This window comes from Desulfosarcina variabilis str. Montpellier, assembly GCF_048565275.1.
GTDB lineage: Bacteria > Desulfobacterota > Desulfobacteria > Desulfobacterales > Desulfosarcinaceae > Desulfosarcina > Desulfosarcina variabilis.
Window position 1 is genome coordinate 2723045 of record NZ_CP159846.1, and the last position, 23337, is coordinate 2746381.

The 23337-nt window shown below is 52.9% G+C and carries 20 protein-coding genes; 13 read left to right on the forward strand and 7 right to left on the reverse strand.

The annotated features are described in order from the left end of the window. Positions 1-24 precede the first annotated feature (24 nt). Positions 25-3321, forward strand: coding sequence for a M4 family metallopeptidase (locus Dvar_RS12200; RefSeq protein WP_419661978.1), 3297 nt, complete (start codon positions 25-27; stop codon positions 3319-3321). A gap of 317 nt (positions 3322-3638) precedes the next feature. On the opposite strand, the gene Dvar_RS12205 is transcribed toward Dvar_RS12200, so the two are convergent. Continuing rightward, positions 3639-3983, reverse strand: coding sequence for a hypothetical protein (locus Dvar_RS12205; protein WP_419661979.1), 345 nt, complete (start codon positions 3981-3983; stop codon positions 3639-3641). A gap of 251 nt (positions 3984-4234) precedes the next feature. Here Dvar_RS12205 and Dvar_RS12210 point away from each other — a divergent pair, with 251 nt between their 5' ends. The 3 genes from Dvar_RS12210 (at position 4235) to Dvar_RS12220 (ending at position 7762) form a co-directional block, all read left to right on the forward strand. Further along, positions 4235-6271, forward strand: a complete 2037-nt coding sequence (locus tag Dvar_RS12210) for a GAF domain-containing protein (RefSeq protein WP_419661980.1) — start codon at positions 4235-4237, stop codon at positions 6269-6271. Positions 6272-6295: 24 nt separating this feature from the next. Further along, positions 6296-7138: a sensor histidine kinase gene (locus Dvar_RS12215; RefSeq protein ID WP_419661981.1), complete on the forward strand. Its 843-nt coding sequence runs from the start codon at positions 6296-6298 to the stop codon at positions 7136-7138. 66 nt (positions 7139-7204) lie between these two features. Then, entirely contained in the window at positions 7205-7762 is a 558-nt protein-coding gene (locus tag Dvar_RS12220) for a response regulator (RefSeq protein WP_419661982.1), read from the forward strand. A 68-nt stretch (positions 7763-7830) separates the two neighbouring features. Here the strand turns inward: Dvar_RS12220 and Dvar_RS12225 are convergent, their stop codons facing one another. The 4 genes from Dvar_RS12225 to Dvar_RS12240 are packed head-to-tail and all read right to left on the reverse strand — an operon-like array spanning position 7831 to position 10838. After that, positions 7831-8328, reverse strand: a complete 498-nt coding sequence (locus Dvar_RS12225; RefSeq protein WP_419661983.1) for a DUF192 domain-containing protein — start codon at positions 8326-8328, stop codon at positions 7831-7833. Continuing rightward, on the reverse strand, positions 8328-9203 hold the full coding sequence (gene speB, locus Dvar_RS12230) for an agmatinase (RefSeq protein ID WP_419661984.1): 876 nt from the start codon (positions 9201-9203) through the stop codon (positions 8328-8330). The genes Dvar_RS12225 and speB overlap by 1 nt, the downstream gene beginning before the upstream one ends. Beyond that, a complete protein-coding gene (locus Dvar_RS12235) occupies positions 9200-10267 on the reverse strand; it encodes a deoxyhypusine synthase family protein (protein ID WP_419661985.1) in 1068 nt (355 codons plus the stop codon). Before Dvar_RS12235 ends, speB begins: the two co-directional genes overlap by 4 nt. 13 nt (positions 10268-10280) lie before the next feature. Continuing rightward, positions 10281-10838, reverse strand: a complete 558-nt coding sequence (locus Dvar_RS12240) for a pyruvoyl-dependent arginine decarboxylase (protein WP_419661986.1) — start codon at positions 10836-10838, stop codon at positions 10281-10283. A 303-nt stretch (positions 10839-11141) separates the two neighbouring features. Between Dvar_RS12240 and Dvar_RS12245 the strand changes: the two genes are divergently transcribed. The 3 genes from Dvar_RS12245 to Dvar_RS12255 all read left to right on the forward strand — a co-directional run bounded on the left by Dvar_RS12245 (position 11142) and on the right by Dvar_RS12255 (position 13409). Then, a complete protein-coding gene (locus tag Dvar_RS12245) occupies positions 11142-12101 on the forward strand; it encodes an MBL fold metallo-hydrolase (RefSeq protein WP_419661987.1) in 960 nt (319 codons plus the stop codon). Between the two features lie 141 nt (positions 12102-12242). Then, positions 12243-13076 carry a DsbA family protein gene (locus Dvar_RS12250; protein ID WP_419661988.1) on the forward strand — a complete coding sequence of 278 codons (834 nt, stop codon included), beginning with the start codon at positions 12243-12245 and terminating at the stop codon, positions 13074-13076. Between the two features lie 54 nt (positions 13077-13130). Continuing rightward, positions 13131-13409, forward strand: coding sequence for a hypothetical protein (locus tag Dvar_RS12255; RefSeq protein ID WP_419661989.1), 279 nt, complete (start codon positions 13131-13133; stop codon positions 13407-13409). Between the two features lie 15 nt (positions 13410-13424). On the opposite strand, the gene Dvar_RS12260 is transcribed toward Dvar_RS12255, so the two are convergent. Then, entirely contained in the window at positions 13425-16493 is a 3069-nt protein-coding gene (locus tag Dvar_RS12260; RefSeq protein ID WP_419661990.1) for a hypothetical protein, read from the reverse strand. A 184-nt stretch (positions 16494-16677) separates the two neighbouring features. Then, entirely contained in the window at positions 16678-17247 is a 570-nt protein-coding gene (locus tag Dvar_RS12265; RefSeq protein ID WP_419661991.1) for a DUF4136 domain-containing protein, read from the reverse strand. A gap of 244 nt (positions 17248-17491) precedes the next feature. Here Dvar_RS12265 and Dvar_RS12270 point away from each other — a divergent pair, with 244 nt between their 5' ends. From Dvar_RS12270 to Dvar_RS12295, 6 genes are all read left to right on the forward strand, one after another. Beyond that, entirely contained in the window at positions 17492-18904 is a 1413-nt protein-coding gene (locus tag Dvar_RS12270; RefSeq protein WP_419661992.1) for a hypothetical protein, read from the forward strand. Positions 18905-18933: 29 nt separating this feature from the next. After that, positions 18934-19422 (forward strand): hypothetical protein, encoded by a 489-nt coding sequence (locus Dvar_RS12275; protein WP_419661993.1) that lies wholly within the window; start codon positions 18934-18936, stop codon positions 19420-19422. Position 19423: 1 nt separating this feature from the next. Continuing rightward, a complete protein-coding gene (locus Dvar_RS12280) occupies positions 19424-19966 on the forward strand; it encodes a hypothetical protein (RefSeq protein ID WP_419661994.1) in 543 nt (180 codons plus the stop codon). 36 nt (positions 19967-20002) lie between these two features. Next, positions 20003-21502 carry a type II secretion system protein GspD gene (locus Dvar_RS12285; RefSeq protein WP_419661995.1) on the forward strand — a complete coding sequence of 500 codons (1500 nt, stop codon included), beginning with the start codon at positions 20003-20005 and terminating at the stop codon, positions 21500-21502. 133 nt (positions 21503-21635) lie between these two features. Continuing rightward, on the forward strand, positions 21636-22193 hold the full coding sequence (locus tag Dvar_RS12290) for a type II secretion system protein (protein WP_419661996.1): 558 nt from the start codon (positions 21636-21638) through the stop codon (positions 22191-22193). A gap of 68 nt (positions 22194-22261) precedes the next feature. Next, positions 22262-23323 carry a type II secretion system protein gene (locus tag Dvar_RS12295; protein ID WP_419661997.1) on the forward strand — a complete coding sequence of 354 codons (1062 nt, stop codon included), beginning with the start codon at positions 22262-22264 and terminating at the stop codon, positions 23321-23323. Positions 23324-23337 lie beyond the last annotated feature (14 nt).

Here is a 23337-nt window from a genome sequence, read left to right on the forward strand (position 1 = left end):
TCTGTCGCCACACCGGTCAACCATTTGAACAGACCTGAAGGGGTTGCGGGAGAAAGCCGGGTTGACGCGGTTCGCAAACGGTTCCAATCCGTTTTGGAACAATTGGGGCGAACGGTTGAAACGTCAACGCAAAAAATTCAGCTAATCCCAAAAAACACCACCGACGCCAATGCAAGCTTGCAAGCAGACGGCGTGGCGGGAAAATCAATTACAGCGACCGGCGTCGATCTGGATGTCCGTTATCGTCCCTTTGCCGGAACTCCCCGACAAATCAAAATGAAGGCAAATGCGACGACCGATCGGTCGGCGGGTAAACTGTGCAGTGCCTTGGAAGGCATGGCCCCGGGAAAAAATAGAGATAAAAGTACTGCGCGCGCTTTTTTACGAGAACAAAGCGGGCTCTTAAAGATTTCGGATACAGACAAGGAATTGGCGCTAAAGCGTTACTGGACAGACGATTTAGGGCGCACCCACCTCCGATATACGCAGAAATACAAAGGGATTCCTGTCTGGCCAGCAGAACTCAATGTTCATCTGGATGCGGACGGTGATGTCGATTTGGTCAATGGTGCATATGTAGCCACGCCCCGCCGGCTGGTTCACATCCCCGTGGTTACCCAGAACAAAGCGGAAGTGATCGCGACCGATCACATTCAAAGCACTGAATTACCAGAGGCAGTGGACAGCGAACTGATCGTTTACGCGCCGGGATCAAACGCGAACCGGCTTTCGTGGAAAGTCAGGCTTCTGGTCAGTCAGTCAGCTGACTGGATCGTGGTTGTCGATGCGGCCAACGGCAACGTGCTCACGGCCTATAATCAGGTCAAGACGGATGGGGAAAGCGGTTCTGGTACGGACCTGACCAATACCACCCGTGATCTGAATGTCTGGTTTGAGGACAATTTGTACTATATGATCGACACCAGCAAATCGATGTTTGACGTTTCATCGGATCCGCCCGCATCAGGCCAGACCGACGGCGCAATCTTTGTTTTTGACATGGCAAACAATGCGCTTTCCGATGACGGGACGCTTTCCGCCCAACACATCACGTCCACCAGCAGCAATTCCGGGTGGCTTCAAGACGGCGTCAGTCTGGCTTATAATCTTTCGCAAACCTATGATTACTTTCAAACCGTTCACAACCGGGATTCCGTTGACGGTAGCGGCGGCAATATTCTGGGCTTTGTCCGGGTGGGGACTGATTTTGATAATGCCTTTTGGACCAGCGAATATAATGCGGTGTTTTTTGGTGACGCCAGATCCTATGCCGCGGCGTTGGATGTGGTGGCGCATGAAATCACGCATGGGATCACCCAATACACTTGCAACCTGGTGTATAAAGATCAGCCTGGGGCCTTGAATGAAGCGTTTTCCGATATATTTGGAGAAATGGTGGAGGCGCGAACCAATGGCTCTACGGACTGGATCAATGGCACGGTTTTCAATGACGATAGCAGCCGGAATCTGAAAGATCCCTCATCGGTGGAGATTGTTCAAGGTTACGACTACACGTATCCGTCAAAAATGAGTGAGTACTATAGCCGGGGAAGCGAACTGCTGCAAATGCTGCAGGACGAGGATTATGGTGGTGTGCACATCAACATGACCATCGTCTCGCATGCCTTCTATCTGTTGGCGGAAGGCCTGACCGATGCCATCGGCCAAGACAAGGCTGCGGAAATTTTTTACCGTGCGCAAACCGTCCACCTGGTGACCAATTCCCAGTTCATCGACATGCGTCTGGCATGTATTCAATCCGCAGAGGAGCTGTACGGTACCGATTCCGTAGAGGTCCAGAAGGTGGCGGAGGCCTTTGATGCGGTGGAAATCACGGATAGCAGCGCCACCCCCACGGATCCAGATTCCAGTGAGCCGGTTTCCGGCGAAGATTCCTATATTTTTCTCTCTTTGAATTCGGAAGATGGTTACTACCGCCTGGCGCGCAGAGAAACCGCGCAGGACGATAATGAGTATGGCACCTTTTTGTCTTACGAGCCGGCCAGGCGGGCGCGCCCATCCGTATCCGGAGATGGTGATACAGCCTTTTTTGTGAATACGGCCAACGATGCCTGTTTTATCGATACCGATACAGAACGTTCTGAATCGTGTCTGGGAATGAGCGGCCAAATCTATTCGGGGGCCATGAGCCCCGATGAGCAGGTTTACGGGTTTGTCATGGTGGATGAAGACACCATTGACGACGAATACGGGCCGATGCCGTTGAATCAGATCACGGTGGTTGATTTGCGGGATGGGGGGACTGACAAGGTATTCGATCTGACGGCCCCCGGAACAGAGGGCTACAGCGTACAAACGGTGGTTTACGCCGACACAATGGATTTTACATCGGATAACCGCTACCTGATATACGACGCCTACAACATCCTGGAACTGGAAGACGGCAGCCAAGCCGGTGTCTGGAGCATCTATGCCATCGATTTAGAAACCGAACAAACCATTGCCCTTATATCACCAACACCGGGATATGACATCGGTTATCCTTCCATCAGCCAGTCTACCGATCATATGCTGACCTGGGACCAGTTTGATAGTTCCTCGGGCATTTCAACGCTGGCCGCGGGAAACCTGATCACCGGCGATGCCGTTGCCGTGGGGACGGTAAACGGTGATTATGGTGTGCCCGGTTATAACGGCGACGACAGTGCCATCGCCTACGGGCAGGTTGATTCGACTTATGACACCGGGTATTCAATGGATATTCAGCCGTTGGCGGAAGATATGATGACGCCTGAGGGCAGCCCAACCAGAGACCTGGTTGATGCTGAATTCGGCGTCATTTACAGGCGCGGAACCTACACGGCTTCCGTTGCTGATATTTCAATTTCTCCCGCCAGTTTAGACTTTGGCGATACCGCCCTGAATGAAACGACAACCCAGACAATTACCATCGAAAACAGCGGTAGTGCCAACCTGATGATTGAAAACCTTGCTCTGGCCGGATTGAATCATACTGTGTTCGCTTTGAGGAGCAGCTGTATTGGACAGCAACTCGCTGCGGGCGGTTCTTGCTCGGTGAACGTCGATTTTACCCCAACCATTCTGGATGTAAAAACGGCAATGCTGACCGTTACGTCAGATGATCCGGATACGCCCTCGGTCACTGTGTCCCTATCCGGTACTGGCATCTCGGAGGATACCAGCGGCACGACCACTGACCCGACAGACAGCAGCAGTGGGGGCGGCGGTGGAGGATGCATGATCAACACCATCAGCGCAGGCACTGGAGATTGCCTGGCCGAGATAGTGATATTGCTGCTTTGTTGCTTGGGACTCAGCATTGCTCGATATGATATGTGAGCATTTTGAGGCAGTTTCCAACGCCGATAGCGGGGCTTAAACGGATTTATCAAACAGGCTCTAATCGATCAATATGGGAACTGTAATGGGGGGTCACAGATGAAATCCAATAAAAGAATTCGATTCAGCCTTATATTGTCGGCTCGCAAATAAAAGCGACAAATATCAGAATCCCCCATGGCAAGTTCCATCTCGAGATCAGTATCGCGGATACGACCGGCGCCAAAACCACCGAGAATTACTTGTTGGTGGTGCAATAATTCCAAAGAACGATGATCATTTCGTAATTTCCGTGGTCAATGCAACCCCCTGCGCCCTTAATTCTCAGTTTTCCGCGTATCGACGATGATGTGTTGCAGCATCTCCCAGGCCCGCGCCTCCTTCAGGCGCTCCTCGGCCTGGTGCTGCGCATGATCATCCCTGCCGGTGGAATAGACAATGGCCGGCCGACCCCCCGGCCGGATGATGGTTTTGATGCCCATGCCATCGTCTTTGGCCTCCTCACGCCGGGCCTCGATTTCGCTTTGCAGCATCATTTGGATGGTTTTTTCGGACACACCGTTTTGTTTTAACAGCAAAATTTCTTCCGCGGTCAGGGCCAGGGCGGTGGCGGGCAGCAGCCACCCCAGAAAAATCGCCAGGCTTATAATTTTAAGATTCATATCCGCTCCTTTGGGAAACGAAAAATTACCAAATGCGGTTTCGACATTGCATATTTTTATATGATCCCCATTTGATCGGTTTGCCGCGTAATGATAAGTCTTGACACAACCCCTTTGATTTCTAATAATATGCTGATAAAAATAGCAATATTTATATCTTGATGTCAAATGGCGATTGCGTGCGAAACGGCTGTCGGAAAGTGGCTGGATGGTTGTTTTATGAGACGGTTTTATTATGAGACGGCTTTATTATGATTGGTAAAGCACCAAAAAGTGAGCTTGGCCTTGAAACGTCTGAAAACTGTTCAGACGCCAAAGCCGGTTGCCAGCCACCGGCCCGGGATGTTGCTACGTCCATTGCCGACCGGCAGTTGTCGGCGACGTCAGACCAATGTGCCGTCGAACGCGATCAGGCCCGCGCCAGGGCTGAGCAACGCTACCGGGCGTTTTTGGAATTTCTTCCGGAGCCGGTGTTCATCGGCAATCTTGACAGCACGGTGTCTTACCTTAATCCTGCATTTGAAAAGGTTTTTGGCTGGACCCTTAATGAGCTCAAGGGACGGCGAATCCCCTTTGTGCCCGACAGTGAACTGCATCGCACACGCGCTGGCGTGAAACAGCTGTTTACCGAAAAAGTGCTGCATGGTTACCAGACCCGTCGTCTGACCCGGGATGGTCGTATCCTGGACGTCAAGGTGGACGGGGCGGTTTTTTTCGACGATGGGGGGCAGCCTGCCGGTCAGGTCATTATCCTTAGGGATATCACTGCGCGCAGTCGTGCCGAACAGACCAATCAGGCGCTGTTCCGGATTGCCCGGGCGCTGCATCGCTTCCGGCAACTGGATCCCATGCTGACCTACATCACTCGCCAGGTCCAAAAACTCGTCAAGGCCGATGGTGCCACGGTGCTGTTGGTTGATGAATCCAGACAGGAATTTTACATCCCGGCGGCCTCTTATCTGGATACCACCACCGGCACCCGCATGCGAGAGATCCGCTTCCCTGTAGACAAGGGTGTCGCGGGGTATGTATTTCAGACTGGAAAACCGATGATCGTTCATGACACGGCGGCCAGTCCGCATTTTTACGACCAGGTGGACATGGACGCCGATTTTGAACATAAAAGCATATTGGATGTGCCCCTGCGTCACCAGGAGCGTGTCATCGGCGTGCTGTGTGCCGTGAACAAACAAGAGGGAATGTTCGACGAGGCCGACGTGGACCTTTTAAGTGCCGTGGCCAATGTGGTGGCCCTGCCCATTGAAAATGCACGGATCCACCAGGCCCTTCAAGCGTCCTTTGAAAATGTACGCCGGCTGAACCGTGCCAAGGAGCAGGTGATCAACCACCTTTCCCATGAACTCAAAACGCCGTTGTCCGTGCTTTCCGCTTCCCTGGGCCTGCTGGAAAAGCGTTTTGCCAGCGGATGGGACAAAGCGGTGGATCGGGTGATGGACCGCATGCATCGTAATCTGAAACGGCTGCTTGACATGCAGTACGAAATCAGCGACATGCTGCGTGAGCAGCATTACCGTGCCCATGGTATTCTCTCTTTTCTGCTGGCCGCCAGTCGTGACATGCTCGTGTCCCTGTTTGAGGAGGTGCCTGATATCCATCACAGCCTGGATATCATTCAACGCACCATCGACAGGGAATTTGGCCGGGCCGACGATCCATGCAGCGAGGTGATGCTAAATCGGCTGGTTCGGGTGCACATGGAAACCCTGCGGCCGAGTTTTGCTCACCGCCGCATTCGGCTGGAGACCCGTTTGCAAAAGGTGGCGCCGGTATGGATACCATTAGAGGTAATAGAGAAGATCGTGGAAGCCTTGCTGAAAAATGCCATTGAAAATACCCCGGACAAGGGACGGGTTGAGGTGGTGGTCCGCAGCGGCGAAAATGGCCCCTTGCTCGAGGTGAAAGATACGGGGGTGGGCATCACGGCGGAAAAACAGCAGCTGATTTTCAATCACTATTTTGCACCCGGTGATACCGCGGATTATGCCTCGCGATCCCCTTATGACTTCAACGCCGGCGGTAAGGGCGTTGATCTGCTGCGCATTACCGTGTTTGCCGAGCGCTACCGCTTTGATACAAGGATACGCTCCACACGCTGCCGCCATATCCCGACGGACAGCGATCAGTGCCCGGGCGACATCCAGCGTTGCCCGTTTTGCAGTGAACCGTCGGATTGTTATGCATCAGGGGGCACGACCATCCAGGTCCGCTTCAGGCCTGCCGGGTTTATCGAAAAAACGGCTGATCGTGTCCCGGCTGAAAATCAATGATCCAAAACCGTGCAAATTGTACCAATGAACAAATTTTCCATATTTTCAAAATCTTCAAAAAAAAGCGGAGAAAATGAGAAGACCGAAAACCCTGGCGCCGTTTCGGACCCGGACGGATTCCTGGGGTGTCTGGATGTCGAATTTCTCATCCACGAGCTTAAAGATCCGCTTGCGGTAATTGAAACCGCCGTTCGGATGGTCCTGGAGAAAACGGACAAATACGGCCCATTGACGGATCGCCAGACCCGGACCCTCAAACGGGCCCTGAAAGGTTCCAAAAAAGTGCGCAGCCTGATCGGTGATCTACTGGAGGTCGGACGCTCGGATGCCGGATGTTTCCAATGCCACGGGTTTGATGCCATGGCGACCATAAGCGACGTGATTATGGAAGCGCTGGAAGCCGCTGACGCCGAGCTTTGGGAAATGCTTCAGGCCGCCGAAACCGAAACAGACCGGACTGCCCTCTTGAACCGCAGCGGCATTGGTTTTAAAGTATCGGAAAATGCTCGTGATCTGCAGCTTTGCCAGGATGAAGGCAAATTCCGTCAGATCCTGGGCAACCTGATAAAAAATGCACTCCAGCATCGCTCCCGGCATCTTGCTATCGGCATGGACTGCCAGGATGAGACGATGATCATTACAGTGAGCGACGATGGACCGGGTATCGAACCAGACCATCAGGAACTGATTTTTAATCGTTACACGCGATTGGCGGCCAGTACGCCATCGTCCAGACCCGGCCATGGTCTCGGACTGGCCGGTGCGCGTATCCTGGCACGTCATCTGGGTGGCGATATCACGGTCAGAAACAATCACGGCGCCGGAGCGGTTTTTTGCCTTACGCTACCCTTGACCTTAAAAAGGTGAGCACGAGGCAACGGCCGAAAAGCGGCCCCTTATTGAGACAGCCCCTTATTGAAAGGAAACACAACCATGGCAGCTGATCAAGCGCATTTGCATGGCAAGCGTATTTTGGCGGTGGATGACGAAGTGGATATTCTGGAGACCATTGAAGACATCCTTGATATGGCCACCGTTGACACTGCGCAGGATTATGAACATGCCTCGGAGAAAATCCGCACCCAGACCTACGATCTGGCGATTTTGGATATCATGGGCGTCAACGGACTCACGCTGCTCGAAGAGACAGTGGCCAAAGGCATTCCCACGGTGATGCTCACGGCCCATGCCGTCAACCCGGAAACCCTGATGGCCTCCATCCGCAAAGGGGCGATTTCCTATCTGCCCAAGGAAACCCTGGTTGAATTGGATGACTTTTTGGAAGCATTATTGGCTGCCCAGGCTGCGGGCAAGCCCCCCTGGAAATTGCTGTTCGACCGGTTGGGAACCTATTTCGACGAGCGCTTCGGACCAGACTGGAAAAACAAAGACGAGGCCTTTTGGTCTGATTTCTCACGGCACTGGGAGGTGGGCAGGGGCATCCAGTCCCGTCTTAAGCATGACCGGCGATTGCTGGACAAGGGGATCTGACACCGGTCATCGTTACGGGTAGTAATCGTTTTACGTGGGGTAATGCCGACCTGGCGACTGGCCGACGGTCAGGGGCGATAATAGGAGGCCTTTTCATCTCCACGGGTATCCACACGCCACCGGACCCGGTCGCCAACACTCAGGATTTCGCTTTCACTATAATTGATTTCCAGAACCGATTGGATGCCTGCCGGTGAATGAATACATTCCAAGCTGCCCGGCTGGCCGTGGGCAATGGATGCGATTGTCTCGTCGGCGGAGATAAAGATGATCGCCAATTCGATCAATGTATTTTTCATCCAAAACACCCGTTTGTCAGCACGCGGGTAGTTGAACAGCATCCCGTTTCCCGGGGCCAGGACCGGGCAATGCATCAGCCCCTGGCGCCGACCTCGGGGCGTGTCGGCCAGCGCCACGGAAAATGTTCCCACCGGTTTGCCTTCCCGGGTGATTTCCACGATTCCTGTTTTGCGATACCGGCAGGTATTGTCCGCGCAGCTTTGGCCAGCGATGCTCAACAGCATCAACAGGGACAACAGGAAAGTGGTGGACGGCTTTTGTTCCATTACGCTTTATTCGTGCAATATTTCATTCCGATCATTTTATAGATCAGCTTGGCGGTGGCAAAGGGAGAGTTGTCATCGTGGTCCCGTTGGGCCAGTTCGACCACGTCGAACCCGATAACCGTTTTGCGGCTAAACACCATCTGGAGAAGATCCATTGCCTCATCCCAGAGCATGCCGCCCGGTTCAGGCGTGCCGGTGCTGGCGATGACGCTCCAGTCAAACACATCCACATCCACGGTGATGAAAAGCAGATCCGGCAAACGGTCCAGTTCGGCCTCCAGATCAAAGCGCCCGTTGCGAAAGCGGTGCATGGTACAAAGGCCCAGATGCTTTTCCTTGACCTGCCGGGCTTCCTGGGCAGACATGCTGCGGATGCCGATTTGGAGGGTATGGGGGGTGATTTCCCGAATGCGGGCCATGGTGCAGGCATGACTCAATGGGCTGTCTTCATAGCTCTCGCGAAGGTCTGCGTGGGCATCCAGCTGCAACACGCCGAAACGCTCAAAGCGATTGGCCAGGGCGCGCACATAACCGGTGGTGATGGAATGGTCCCCGCCAATCACGGCCACGAATTTTTGCTGATCGAGAAGTGTGCCGGCCGTAGTTTCCAGCGTGTCCAGCATGGCGCCGGCAGACGAGGGGATGACCGGCTGCGTAACCGTGGCAATACCGATCCGGCAGGGCTCATCATCGAGGACTTCGTCATACAGCTCCAGATAACAAGACGCCGCCAATACCGCATCCGGCGCGGCCGCAGTGCCCTTGCCGTATGAGACACCGCCTTCGTAGCCGAAGGGCAGCACCACCACGGCAGCGGTTTCAAAATCGGATTGCGGGGCCGGCAGCCCCAGAAACGGTGTGCCATGGGGCTTCATCGCGCGGCCTCCAGGCGGGTGACCATCGCGTCCATGCGATCGCACAGGTTGGCCAAGGCACGCGGCTGGCACAGGTCGGTCACATAGGCGGCCAAGAGCGGGAAAATGATGCTGTACTCTCCCCAGACCTGGACCAGGTTGGCCTCGTCAGCGTGCTGGTATTTGCCCCAGGTGACCGCCTCGCCGAAGGTGCAGCTGGACAGACTGCCTTCCCGTTCCACCGCCGTACCGATTTGAATGCCGCGGTCGGCGCCTTCGAAATCGATGCCCAGGATCTGACTGATGGTGGGGCCGGTTTGTTGAATGAAATTTTTTGGGCCGCCGCCGCCGAGCTCCACAAAACCGGTTTGCTCGGATCCGTAGGCAATGGCTGCCGAGTGGACGATATCCTGCTGCGCCGAAAGCTGAACCGGCAGCCCTTCATAATCGGTGCGGGCCAGGTTCATGGCGATGGAATGGTTGGCCAGCGAGTCCCAGAAAATGGGCACCCCGCTGCGGGCCGCCGCCGCTGTGAAACTGAGTTCCGGATGGGGGGCGGTTTCGGCTACCCAGCGTCCCAACTGGTAGTTGAACTGCCAGGAGGACATAGGGGCACCGGACAGTCGATCGTGACGTTCCCTGACAAACTGCCGGATGATTTCGTCCTGGGCTTCCAGGGTCTCTTTTTCGCGAATACCGATATCGTAGATGCGGGTATCCCCATGACGACGCAGCTGGTCGTCATCCCAGTTGGGATGGATGGATTTGACCGGTAGATGAAAGGCGAAATGCAGATCATGATAGACCTGCGCACCGGTGGAGCAGATGACGTTGACGAACCCGGCTTCGATAAGGGAGATCACCATCCCGCCCATGCCACCGGCAATCCCGGCCCCGGCAATGCCCAGCCAGATGGTGTCGCCCTGGTCGATCATCCGCTGAAAAAGGCTCGCCGCCCGCTGCACGTTACGCGCTTCAAAACAGGTCCGTCCCATCATCGTGATCAGGTCGGGAACGCTTATTCCCTTGGGCAGTTTTTGCGGCACAATATCCGGCGCATGGTGAAACAGTGATTTTTTGCCCATCGGTTTTCCTCCATTATACCAGCAGCATGACGGCCAATGCCACCACCGTCGTCCACAAGCCATCCTTGTGGCCATGGGCGGATTTGGCAACGCTGCGACTGACAAACTGGCGGTCCTTGCCGGCGATATAGAGCTGTTTGCGCTCGTCCCAGGCCTTGTCCGGATCCAGTTCGAATCCCAGGGTAGAGGCCAGCATGGTGGCCGCCAGGTCTTCGGCAAAATCGCCGGACTGAGTGCTGTTTTGACCATAGCCGTGGTGTTCGGAGATATACCCGTATTGTTCCTTGTTCAACGGCCGGGCCATCCCTACGGCCGCGTGGACCAGCCGCGACGGCTCATTGGTTTCCTGGCGGGCCATGACCACAAAGGTGATCTGGCCCGGTACCAGGCTCTTTACCCCTTCGTGCCTGGAGATGATTTTACATTGGGGGGGGTAGATACTGGAAATGGTCACTAAATTGCAGATCTCGACGCCGGCATCACGAAGCGCCAACTCAAAACTTTGCAGCTTGTTGCGATGATAGCCCACGCCTTTGGTGAAGAACATGCGTTTGGGGATGATTTTATCCATTGATCGATCCTTTCCACCGGGGATGATGCTTGTGAACCGCTTATTTTTGACTTACGGGAATTTTCGAAATCATTATATTTGACGCCGCATTATACCAAACATGTGAGAATTACAAATTGAAAATTCAATTCCCTAAAATTAAGCCATCTGCCGATTCAGAATTGATCGTGATCGGTGATCCAATAGCGTGATTCCAATCCTGCGAGCTTGACACCCAGAACTGTGTGCGCTAAGCATAAATGTGCATTTGCCCAATAAATATTCCACTAATTAAATGCCAAACCATAGCAAGTGAGGATGATTATGAGCAAGACGATTTCCATTAAAGCCGTGGACCAGGTTGAAATTCTGACGTTGCAGGACAACCTAATCGATTTTCTGGTTCGAGACAATAGTGCGGTAATTGAAAGGGCCTTGCCGGTGGTGGGCAAAGAATTGCGCAACACGATCCTGGCCGAGCATGGGTTTGCATCGTTTGTCACTCTTACCGAGGATGGCCAGTCCCACCGCATGTTGTTTGATTTCGGTTTTTCAGAACATGGGGCGGCCTTCAATGTCGATGCCCTGGGGGTGGACCTGAGCGGCGTCGAGCAGATGGCGCTTTCCCACGGTCATCTGGACCATGTCGGCGGGATTCAGGCGCTGGTTGAAAAAACAGGCCAATCGGATCTTCCCCTGGTACTGCATCCGGCAGCCTTCCGGCATCCTCGTTTTTTAAAAGTAAGTGAGACCCTGAAATATCATTTCCCCACCTTCACCCCCGAGAAGGCCGCTGCCTCTGGTGCCACCGTGATACCGACAAAAGACCCCTATCTTATGCTGGATCAACGCGCCGCCTTTTTGGGACAGATCCCCCGCACCACGTCGTTTGAAAAGGGTGCGCCCAACTTGTACTGCGAGATCGATGGCCAGGTGGTACAGGATCCTTTTGACGATGATTCGGCAATGGTTTTTAACGTCCGGGATAAAGGATTGGTGGTGCTTTCCGGATGTGCGCATTCAGGAATTATCAATACGGTTCGGTATGCCTGCCAAGTAACCGGTATCGATACGATCATGGCCATCATGGGCGGATTTCACCTGTCCGGCCAGGATCTTGAACAGGTGATCCAGCCGACTGTCGACGCCTTAAAAACGCTTAATCCGACCTACATCATCCCTACGCATTGCACGGGCAGGCAGGCCGTCGGGCTGATTGAAGAGGCCATGCCGGATCAATTTATTTTAAATATGGCGGGTACCAAACTGACGTTCAAGGCCTGATTTACTTTGCCCTGAAACTTGAACCGGCAGTCTTTTTCGTAGTATCATACGCCTCGTCCGTCTGGCTGACCATGAAGCGAGCCATCACGCTCTTACACCAGCGCGACCAGCAATTTATACCTTTAGCGAAAAAGGATTGCCATGTTTCGATACATCATCATGATTGGGGTGCTTATTGGGACACTGACCGCACCGCTTGTGCATGCCGAAGTCAGTTTTGAACCGATCCTGACCGAACATATGGACGAACCCGTTTTGGATTTGGCCACCAATCCCGATCAGGGCTTGATTTTTTTTCTCACGCCATCGGCTGTGCTGCTTTATTCACCCCGGGGAAAAGGCGTAATCGACCGCATTCCCCTGAACGACACGTTTGATCGGATCGATCTATTGGGTGATGATCAACTGATCCTGACCCGTACTCAGCCCTCATGGGTACAGATTATCCAATACAGCCGCATTTTCCCTATTGATATTGCCAACCGGGCGTTCAAAGGGCAGGCGGATGCAAAAGTTACCATTGTCGTTTTTGATGACTACCAGTGTCCCTATTGCGCACGCCTGGAACGGTTTATAGAGCAGGTTCTGGAACAATTCCCCACCGGTGTAAAATATGTGATCAAGCATTTCCCATTGTCCAGCCATCCATTTGCCCACAACGGTGCCATGGCAGCCCTGGCTGCCGGCAAACAAGGTAAATTCTGGGAATTTCACAGCCGGTTGCTGGAAAACCATGACCAGGTCAACGAACAAAAAATTTTGGATATCGCCGGTGAACTGAAACTGGACTTGGATCAATTTAAAAAGGATCGTCAATTGGCATCCAGCCGCAAATTGATTCAAGCGGACATTGAAGACGGTAAAGCCATCGGTGTTTCAGGAACCCCCACGGCATTCATCAACGGGAAGCAGATTCGTAATCGGGAACTGGGGAGCCTGCCGGAGTTGATTATCCGTGAACTCGGGGACAACTAACTATTATCAGATCAAGTTTGCGGAAACTCCGCATCAAATGGAGAAAGGACGACCGTGAAGAAAACCATCCTCTTATGGCCGCTTATGGTTTTGGTCTTGCTGTTTTTTGTTGGCGCATGTACTCACAAACCGGTTCATCCCACCAAAAGTGATCGCCAATGGGCCGCTGATCACAGCGCCTGCGAGAAGTCGGTCAGGGATTTGATTCGAGACGACCCCGACAGCTACGATAACTTGGATGAAATGAAAATGATCAAGTCATGCATGAAACAAAAAGGCTGGACGTGGGAACGGGCCGATTGGCTCAAATTCAAAAAAGAACCCGCCGAATAAAGAAACCAGCATGCGTTACAGGTCAGGTTTAAACAAACGATTCATGGCCTTCAGATAATCCGGTGCACACTGCAGGTAAAATGAGAGCCCCTTTGAGAAATTCATGCCCACCACGCCGTCGATAAACATCTGACTGATCTCCCGTTCCCGCTTGAGTATGGCCTGGCATCCGACAAAGATACGTTTTTCTTCAGGCGAAAGCGTCTTGGACAAATATTTTAACGTGGTGCGCGCCCGGGGTTGATACATCCAGAAATAAAGCAGGTCCAAACTGCCGATAACGATCAGTTTTTCCAAATCCTTGGCATCGGCATTGGGATCAATACGATTATTGCCAATGGCATCAAGGGTCTCCCACACATTCAGCTCCGGTTGCTGGCCTTCCAGACGCGCATAGGTGTCAAACATCTGTGATAGCGTGTCGGCATAATCCTGGAAACGGGTCTGAATGTTGTTGAATCGGTCGGCCGTTCCCTCGATGACCCCGGCTACAACATCAGAGGCGCCTTTGGAGATCACGGCGGCCCATTTTTGCAGGTGCCCTTCGATGCCCACGACACCAAAAACGCCAAGTAGCATGCTGATGAGGGTATTCAGTACAATCGCGATGGGAATGGAAAGAATGCTGCGGAAAAAATTGCCATACACAGCCGTCCGGGGCAGTCCGCGAAACAGGTTGTGACTGGACAGGTATATGCCATTGGCCAGGGCCATGATGGTGTAAAGCGCCATCGGGTTGGTCGCCGTCGTAATCCCCATCAACCGATCGAGCAGCACGGTTTTGACCAGAAAATCCAAAAGCGGGACGGAAAACCCGGTGAACAGCAGAGAATCGGAGAGGCGTACCCAACTCACATAATCATTCCAATGCAACAGCGGCGAACGACCGATGCCGCCACCGCCCAGCACCGACTGAACAATATTTCTGACACCGGTGATGCCGAACCAGATAAATGCACCCAGATAAGCCAATACCCACCATTGATTGGTCAGGTAAAATGAAAGAAACGCCGGGATGAAGCCAAGCAGGATCTTCAGACTGTTGCTCACCGTGCTGTTCAAGTAAGACGGAGACAAATCGGACGTTTTCTCGTTCGTTGTATCACTGTTGAGGCGCAATCCGTTATCGGTGCAATTGGCGATGCCGCCCAGGGTGACAATATTGCCTTTATTGTCCATGTGGGTCAGGTGGGGTTGAATCAACCAATCCACCTGTCGCATTTTCCCCAAAATTTTCAGGATCGGCAAATGTTGCAACAGACGCTGATATAATCCCTGAGATCCTTTGGGACTTTCGTGAGGGACGTAGGTAACGCGTTTATAGACCGGAATCTTGAATGGAATGATACTGCGTTTGGTGCCAACGGAGGGGATCTGCGAATCACCCACGGCACAGGGTCGTGTATTATCTGTATGCCGCCAGCGCCTGCATGAACGGCGGACGCTGGCGGGCAGGGAGTCCAGAACAGCCAGGCCCATGCCATACATACGGGCAGAATGGCCGGTAGAGTCACTGCCGATTCTGGGCTGCAAATGGAAGGACGCATACATGGCACTAAGGGCATTGATATCGTGAAGGATGATGCCCATCTTCTCGATTCGATCCGCTTTTCCAGGAAACGGCTTGGCATTGTTCAGCCGCCCGATGATGTGCCGGATAATCCGTTTCAGATCGATGGTGTTGCCCTCGTTGATGGCCAACTGAAGCTCACTGATTTCTTCGATATGGCTGGTTTTGCCGGCGGTGAAGTCCTTGAGATTGAAGATTTCCAAGCGATTGATGTGTCCTTCACAATCGTAGAGGATTTCCACCACATCCTCGGGCAAAAGATCCGTCAGATTCAGCGTGATGCGATGACCGGTGTGCAAACGGGTGACCCGATCCAGCAGTTGTCGCGGCGTCAGGTAAAGCAGATCCGGGGTCTCGGGATCATCGAAAACCTGGTTGGGGTCGGGAATGTCGGCAAGGGCCGAGGGCCGTAGAAACTGCCTGGCAATGGTTTCCGAATCAAGCTCGTTCATGCGGTCGACCAGGCGATGGATGGCGGCCTGCCGATTGTCATCGGCGTTTTTGATTTCCTGCCGCAGGATTTCCACGTTGTGCTCAAAAAGCGGCATCAGTTGATGGTGGATATACTTGGCCAGATGCAAAATGGACGGTTGGCCGGGACGGACAAAGGCCAGAAATTTGCCAATGTCCAGGGCCGGCAGATTGATTCCGAAATCGGCATTGATGGCCGGCTGGTGAACCTGATTAAAGGCTTCAAGAATAGTGAGTACATATTTTTGGCGGTAGCGGGTTACTTCCCGACCCTGGTCCATGAGCTGCCTGACCGGTTCATCCGCAAGGAAACAGAGAAATGATTGGGCATCGGAAAAGCCCCGGGGGACCCAGATCAGTTGGATGTATTTACCCCTGAAACGGGTCGAAAATTCAATGCCGATCCGGATTTCAAGTCCCATGATCTGGGCCGCTTCGATCAGTTCCGCGGCTGAAGGGGGATCAATAAAATTGTAGTAGATCACGCGCAATCGCCGGATACCTTTGATCCAGGCATCCATGATCAGATGGGAAGCGGATTTGCGTCCTTTGGTATTGATATCATGGACATGATCGTCAAAGGCGAGTTGATTCCAGTCCTCCGGCATTTCCAGCAGGTGATATCTATGTAACATGTTCCTGACGATACGGGGTTTGCCACTGGCTGCCCGCCGGAAATCATGGGCCAGCCGGAGCTGGCTGAACTCGTCACCGTGGGCCCTTACCAAATCCTTCATGATCGAAAGCAATACGCGGGCGGCGTTTTTGGGCATTGAACCGGCAGAGGCGTGCAGGACTTCGTCACGCAGTGAACGTAGGGCGTTCAGACGGTCATCAATATCGCCGGCCTCCAAAGATTCCAACAAATGAATAACCGCATAGGCGATACGAAGTCCCCGGGTTTCAGCCAATTCCTTGATGCCATGGGGATGGAACCAGGGAAAAAGGTTTTTGCGTCCCATGGTATCGGGAGCGGATCGGCTTAGCACACCATTGACGATTTTTAGAAGATCGCGGTCACGCTGATCGAACAGTAAGCTCAAAAAACCTCCATGGGCCGCCGAATCATCCGGGCCGATATACAAATCGCTTCAATTTATTGATGACGGATTCGCAAGCCTTGATCTCCGGCTTTTTACGAATCCGTCCGAACAAAGACTTTTTACGAGTTCATCATTGTTCATATTGAAATTGGCTAATGGCCAATGGGTTATTTATGAATAAGTGTCAGTTTGAGGGTGGAAACTGGTTCAGAATGGATTCCACCAGTGTATCGATAACCTGTGTGGTTTTTTTGGGGTTATCGTACGCCTCAAACCGTTGAATGCCGCTGCCCCGCCAGAGCAGTGTGTCGGATTCAGCGCCAACAAGGTCGATCACCAGCGTTCCCTCATCGATTTCACGGAGGTTATTGCCGGTACTGGTACCGATGGCGATGCCACCCCGACTGCCATAACTGCCGATGCCGAAACCGACGCTGCCACCGCTGCCTGCTGAATCGATTCGCTGGCGTATGGTATACTGATAGCGCACCAAGACATCCGGCGTTTGATCCGGTTTAAACCTCAACCCTTTTTTTTCCAACTGTTGCCGGATGGCCGCTCGAATGCGGGTATCCCGAAATGGATTGTCGATGCGTTCATCACCTGTTTTAGGCTGCGTCGGTGTTGCCCAGGCCACGGTTTGGATCGACTGAAAATCCGTTTTTGGATCATAATCCTGACTGGTCTGGATACCTGAACACCCCACCCACAAAAAAATTGCCAATGCAATAATGCACCATCGATATTTCATCATCACCCCTCCTCATAAGCGGCTTGCGCCATCTTCTTTTTCTGTATCTGCCTTTCATAATTAGCATATTCACCGAATATGTGCAAAAAAATCAAACCTGTGATTCCTGCCGATAAGGTCAACCCACAAGCGCTCGGCAAACACCATCAAAAAGATGCCCCGACTACACGATAATGTCAAAAAAACTCCTGAAAAAAAAGCATATAGATGTAAACTTCAAAGTCACCCTGCCGATAATTAGAGCATCATGATCAGACGCTCACCCACCATCATTTCGATTGCCGATGAAAAGCAAATCGCTTTTCTGATGATGTCCAAGGACGGCCATATAGCGCATCAGGCAGCTTTGCCGTTGGATGACGCGCAACCGGACGGCCGTTTAATCGACGCCGTGCCGAAGTGGGTGCGTCAGGCCACCCACCAACTGATTGTGGTTCCGGATTATTGGTTTGGAAATCATCTTTATGAATTCCACGCCCGTAAACGCTCGATTATCACCGCTTTTATCGAACGAAAACTATCCCTCGAACAACCCAGCCTGACTGATGCGGCAAACTTCTACGATTATGCCATGGTGCGGGACCCGGATCGCCGCCAGATGCTTTATTGCACCTATCTCCAGGAACCGCTGGCATATGCCTTATACCGGCGGTTAGCGTCGCTTGCCATCAGTCCCCACCGCATCAGCACACCGGCATTGATCTGGCAGGCGACGCTGGGTCGACACATCGACGGGTTTGCCGAACGTGGCATCGGCTTTGTTCATCTGACGCAAGGCGACTGTTTTCTTTATTTTTACCATATGGGGCAGTTCCTTTTTTCGCGCCATATTCAACTACCTGAGACCGGCGATGATCCAACCGAAATCCACAACCTGCTCAATTATGAAATCAACCAGTCATTCTACCTGTATTCACAAAAAAGCAAACAATCGGTAGACACGCTGTATATGCTGGCTCAGGATCCAGCAACCGCCGGCCAGCTATCGGAATTGCTGGGCAGAGACATCGTGCAGATGCCTTGCCCGTCTCAACGGGTGGAATTGCCGGATGAAGGCGAAACCTTTGCCGTGTGTCGCGATTTTTCGGCGCTGGACCTTAAAAACCATGACCATCCTTGCATCTCCTACAAACCGCTGCACAAGGAAATAACGTGGCGACCGGTCCAATGGGCGGGAATGGCCGTGGGTGTCTGTCTGGTTGTGCTTTTGGCGGTGGAAGCCGGTTTTCTACGCCAACGTCAGATGGATTTCCAACACCGACAGTTTGCGATGCTTCAGTCCGCTTCTGCCAAAAATCCGGACCAGATTTTCCAGGAACTGAATCAAACAATAAATAGAATCAGTAATGAACTGGGACGGCCGTCGGCAAGCGATGTGATGATGCGTGCCTTGCTGGCCATGCCCACAACGGTAGCGTTGCAAAAAATAACCCTGGATACATCGGATGCTGCCCGCCTGACCATCGAGGCTTCGGTGAACGCGACGCATCCGGCTGCCTTCAAGGCGATTCTCGATGATTTTCTAACCCAAGTGAACCATCGTTTTAATCTGAAAGATCGCCCGTTACAGGAAAAGGACATCCGCATTGGGCTGGAGCGCAAGGTGCATAATGATCGAAAGCCCATATACCAGATTCATTTCAGTTTTGAGCTATCATGAGTAGGCGATTAAAATACAGATGGTTTGCAGTGAGTTTAATTTGGGTGCTGGTGATAGGCCTTTCCGGGTGGAACATGCATCGGATCAACCAGGTCCAGACCATCAGGCGGAATTTGGAGACCATGCAGATGGACCTGCGCTTTTTAAAGGCCAATCAGACCACGATCCAGCAAATCGGCAGGCAAGAATCCCGGTTGACCCATGTGGTGGCATCCGCGGATCTGGGGTTTCTGGTGGTGGAAAACAACCTTAAACGCCTCTCCTGGGAACTGGGTCTTGAGAAGTTATCCGTGAAAAACGATACAAATGCGCAAGGGGCAGACGCGATGCCCATTACCATCATTGCCCATGGAACATTGCCCGCCGTGGCCAGTTGGATTACTGCTGTGGAGGAGGCTTATCCCTATTTAGTTGTCAAACGTATGGACCTCACTTACGAGCCGGCAAAACAAGCTGGAAGACTTCAGGCGACGTTTGACTATCATTTGACGCTTTCCGACAATAATCCGGTGAGCTGAAATGAAATTACTAAAGCATCGGTTTCAGATTATTATCGGATTGTGGGTGCTTGCCGGTCTGATGGTGGCAGGCATCAATGGCTACCTGCTTTTATCGCTTCTGGATCAACCGCTGGCTGGATATTCACCTGGCGCGCGTCAAGTAAGGCGCCAGTTTCAGCAATACCAGAGACTATTGGAATCCGAGACCGAGAAGATATCTTCCGGGATGCAGCTTTTGGCCGAACGCTTTGCATCCCGCACGCCGGATACCGATAGCGCAGTAGCGATCCATGAGAAAGAGAAGTCCGCTGTCAATGTGGAGAAAAAAGTCAATCGGCCGACCGTGGTGTTGCCTGTTTTGGCGGGTATTGTGACCCGCCATACTCCTGTCGGCCGGTTGCAGCGAATCGCCTTGTTGAACAATGGCATTTTTTCCGAAGGCGAGATGCTGCAGGAATTCACCATCCGAAAAATTTCCGCTGACGGTGTTTTGCTGGCCAAGGGAAAGAAAACCTGGTTTTTAAAACGGCCTGAAATTGCCTATTCGCTGAGTCAACAATAACCCATGGCAGGTCTTACGGTTCGAATAGAGGACGCAATGCTTTTCATCCAAGACTCAAAACGTTGGTTGATTATCACGATAATCGCCCTGGTCGTGCTAACCGGGTGCGCGGTTTCATCCCCCCGGAAACCCACCATTGAAAAGGTTGATCGCGATGCGATCAAGGCGGCGCTCAAACGAGAATTCAACGCCGTGCCGCCGGGGCCGCCGCCTTTGGCGCAGAAGATGGTCCCCCAGACCGTTGAACTGGATTTGCCCCAGACCCTTTATACCCTTACGCTCAACAATGTGCCGCTCTCGGTTGCCCTCCAGGCGATTACCACTCAAACCGTGATGAATCTTTCGGTTGAGTCCGATGTTGATTTGAATCGGCCGGTGACGGTGCACATGAAGCAGGCCACCTTTGCTGAAGCCATGGACATGGTGGTCAAAAACGGCGCCGGGTATGGATGGACCATCGAGAATGAAGTGATCCATATAAAAACCGTTGTGGAACGTATCTACGCCTTCGACTACATCGACATGCCCGGTGAAGCCGATATTCAGGTGGGCGGCGATATGCTGGCCTCCAGTGTCGAAGACGCCGGTGTGAGTGGCAAGTACTTGGTCAAAACCAGTAAAAAGGAAGAGACCGCCGATGCCTGGTCGGCCATTGAAGAGACCTTGGAAACGCTCAAATCCGATAGTGGTGTGGTGCGTATCAATCGCAACGGCGGATTGATTTACCTGGCAGACAAACCCAGGAAGGTGGATGCCATGGTCCGGTTTCTGGATGCTCTTGGTGAGGCGCTGTCCCGGCAGGTTTACATTGAGGCCAAAATCATGGAAGTGCGCTTGACCGATCGCAACCAATTGGGCATCGACTGGACGGCCATGAATGCGGCGTTTACCGATGCGTCCGGGTTTTTCGTGGATACGTTCAACCTGAATTTTAACGGTGGCAGTACATTGACGCTGGCCAATCAAAGTGCCCTGGGACTCGTGATGGATTTTCTGCGCACCCAGGGTGAGGTTTCGGTGGTTTCCAATCCCCACCTGGCCCTGATGAATGGCCGATCCGCCCTGTTAACCGTCGGCTATCAGTTCCCCTATGGGGATATCGATGGGGTCGATCGTGATGAAGAGACCAATGTGATTACCTTTGGTACCAGCATTAAACGAGCGGTCTTAGGGCTTCAGTTCGGCATTGCGGTTCAGATCACCGCCGATGGCATCGTGACCATGAACATCGTGCCCACCATTACCCGTATCCAGGAAGAGGCCGACGTGGAGTTGCCGACTTCGGCCACGACGGTTCAGACCATCAAGAACCCGATCATTGATCTTCAGGAACTGTCCACGACCGTCAGGGTCAGACAGGGCAACACCGTGGTTCTGGCCGGGCTTATCAGCCAGGTCAAGGACTACGAGCACGAAGGGCTCACGGGGCTAGGGTCCTTACCCCTGGTGGGAGGGCTGTTCAAGCATGTGGATGATTCGCTTCAGACCCGTGAATTGGTGATTTTTATTACGCCCCATGTGCGTACCCTTGGATAAGGATCAGGATGTTAAAGTCCAAGCATAAACAGCCGATACTGTGGGTGACTACGAACCCGTGAATTTGCCTGTACCCCTGAGGTATTGATTCTTACTGGTTTGAAAAATGATATCTGAAACACGGAGGAAATCAATGTACAAGAACCAAAAAGGGTTTACGCTGGTTGAGATCGCCATTGTCCTGGTAATCATCGGCCTGCTCATCGGTGGCGTCCTCAAGGGCCAGGCCATGATTCAGAATGCCAAAGTGAAAAGAGTGGTCAAATCCGCCGATGAGCTGCGGGCCGCCGTCTACACGTTCTATGACAAATACGGCATGTTCCCTGGTGATGAAACCGTTGACAACAGCTCCAGCGATTCCAGCAATGGCGATGGTAACGGACGGGTGACGTTTGGTACCGAGCATTTTGAGTTGTTCGAGGATTTGGTCTTGGCCGGCATCATTGACGGCACCTATAACGGCACCAGTGACCTGCCCATCCATTCCTTTGGTAGCACCTACATGATGTACTGGACCAACCCGGGCAATGGCAACGGGCATTATATCCGCTATGACAACCTGCCTTGGGATGTGGCCCTGGAGATCGACACAAAATACGATGATGGTGTGTTTAACACCGGTACGATACGCGCCAACGAAGATTATTTGGCCGCGAGCAGCCCGGTGAGATATTTATTTTTGCCATTTTGATCCAACTTCAATTTGGAAAATGACAAATCGCCTGCCGCCGGCCCTGTCGGTGAGGAGGCGATTGCTTTTTGGTCAAGGATGCATTGGAGTGGGGGACGATGACGCTTTTGCCGACTGACATCAAGAACGATCAAGCCGGTTTCACCATCATTGAGATGGCCATTGTGATGATCTTGATCGGTCTGGTCGTGGGGTTTGGCGCATCACTGATCGGACCGCTTTCCATTCGGGCCAAGCGAATTGAATCCACCGAGACAGTCAAGGCCGCCGCCGAGGCCATCATCGGCCATGCCACCGCCAACCAGGCCGTGTTGCCCACTGCGGCCCAGCTAACCCAGACCATCAAAACGCAAAATGATGCCTGGTCCCGTCCCATCCAGTATCTCTACGATTCCGCCTTGGCGGATGGGGATGCGACCACCGGAGATCTATGCACCCGCCGGAGCACCCGAATTACCTTGAATCAGTGCAATGATGCTCTTTGCAGCGCGCCGGTCACCGTGGCTAATGTGGCCTTTGTGCTTCTGAGCGGTGGTGAGAACTTCAATAATCAGACGGCGGCAAGCCTGGCCGTAACCACGTCCACGGTAATCAATGTTTACCCGACAGGGACGGACAACGTGGATGGGGACACCACCGATTTCAACCGCCCGGAGTCCTATGACGATATTGTGTACTGGGCCACCCTCAGCGAGCTGCACGGCCAGGTCGGCTGTCGGGGACCGCAACTGTCCGTACTTAACAATGAACTGCCACCCGGACGGGTCGGCAATCCATACGCAGCTGCCATCTATGCCGATGGCGGTGTACCGTTTGCCAGCGGAGGGAATTACCGTTGGTGCGTCCAGACACCCACCGGCAGCGTGCCGTCCAATCTTCGTTTCCGCAACCACATGGATACGGTTGATATCGGATTCACCACCGACGGCGCCTCCTTGACCGAAACCGACACTGTCTGGATCCAAAGCGACCATCTGGAGATCAACGGGACCCCAGATACCGCCGGCAGTTTTCTATTAACCGCCTGGGTGCGGGATAACAGCAATACGGGGAGTGATCCGGCTTGCGACAGTAACACCAACCTGGACAACTGCACCCATCGCTCGTTTGTATTGACCATTAATCCCTGAGCTAACCTGGTAAA

What these genes read in the sequence shown, in the direction of transcription:
- Dvar_RS12215 (WP_419661981.1), top strand. Translation starts at nt 6,296, where the DNA reads ATGAACAAATTTTCCATATTTTCAAAATCTTCAAAAAAAAGCGGAGAA.
- Dvar_RS12235 (WP_419661985.1), bottom strand. Translation starts at nt 10,267, where the DNA reads ATGGGCAAAAAATCACTGTTTCACCATGCGCCGGATATTGTGCCGCAA.
- Dvar_RS12225 (WP_419661983.1), bottom strand. Translation starts at nt 8,328, where the DNA reads ATGGAACAAAAGCCGTCCACCACTTTCCTGTTGTCCCTGTTGATGCTG.
- Dvar_RS12240 (WP_419661986.1), bottom strand. Translation starts at nt 10,838, where the DNA reads ATGGATAAAATCATCCCCAAACGCATGTTCTTCACCAAAGGCGTGGGC.
- Dvar_RS12265 (WP_419661991.1), bottom strand. Translation starts at nt 17,247, where the DNA reads ATGATGAAATATCGATGGTGCATTATTGCATTGGCAATTTTTTTGTGG.
- Dvar_RS12210 (WP_419661980.1), top strand. Translation starts at nt 4,235, where the DNA reads ATGATTGGTAAAGCACCAAAAAGTGAGCTTGGCCTTGAAACGTCTGAA.
- speB (WP_419661984.1), bottom strand. Translation starts at nt 9,203, where the DNA reads ATGAAGCCCCATGGCACACCGTTTCTGGGGCTGCCGGCCCCGCAATCC.
- Dvar_RS12290 (WP_419661996.1), top strand. Translation starts at nt 21,636, where the DNA reads ATGTACAAGAACCAAAAAGGGTTTACGCTGGTTGAGATCGCCATTGTC.
- Dvar_RS12285 (WP_419661995.1), top strand. Translation starts at nt 20,003, where the DNA reads ATGCTTTTCATCCAAGACTCAAAACGTTGGTTGATTATCACGATAATC.
- Dvar_RS12280 (WP_419661994.1), top strand. Translation starts at nt 19,424, where the DNA reads ATGAAATTACTAAAGCATCGGTTTCAGATTATTATCGGATTGTGGGTG.
- Dvar_RS12220 (WP_419661982.1), top strand. Translation starts at nt 7,205, where the DNA reads ATGGCAGCTGATCAAGCGCATTTGCATGGCAAGCGTATTTTGGCGGTG.
- Dvar_RS12270 (WP_419661992.1), top strand. Translation starts at nt 17,492, where the DNA reads ATGATCAGACGCTCACCCACCATCATTTCGATTGCCGATGAAAAGCAA.
- Dvar_RS12205 (WP_419661979.1), bottom strand. Translation starts at nt 3,983, where the DNA reads ATGAATCTTAAAATTATAAGCCTGGCGATTTTTCTGGGGTGGCTGCTG.
- Dvar_RS12245 (WP_419661987.1), top strand. Translation starts at nt 11,142, where the DNA reads ATGAGCAAGACGATTTCCATTAAAGCCGTGGACCAGGTTGAAATTCTG.
- Dvar_RS12250 (WP_419661988.1), top strand. Translation starts at nt 12,243, where the DNA reads ATGTTTCGATACATCATCATGATTGGGGTGCTTATTGGGACACTGACC.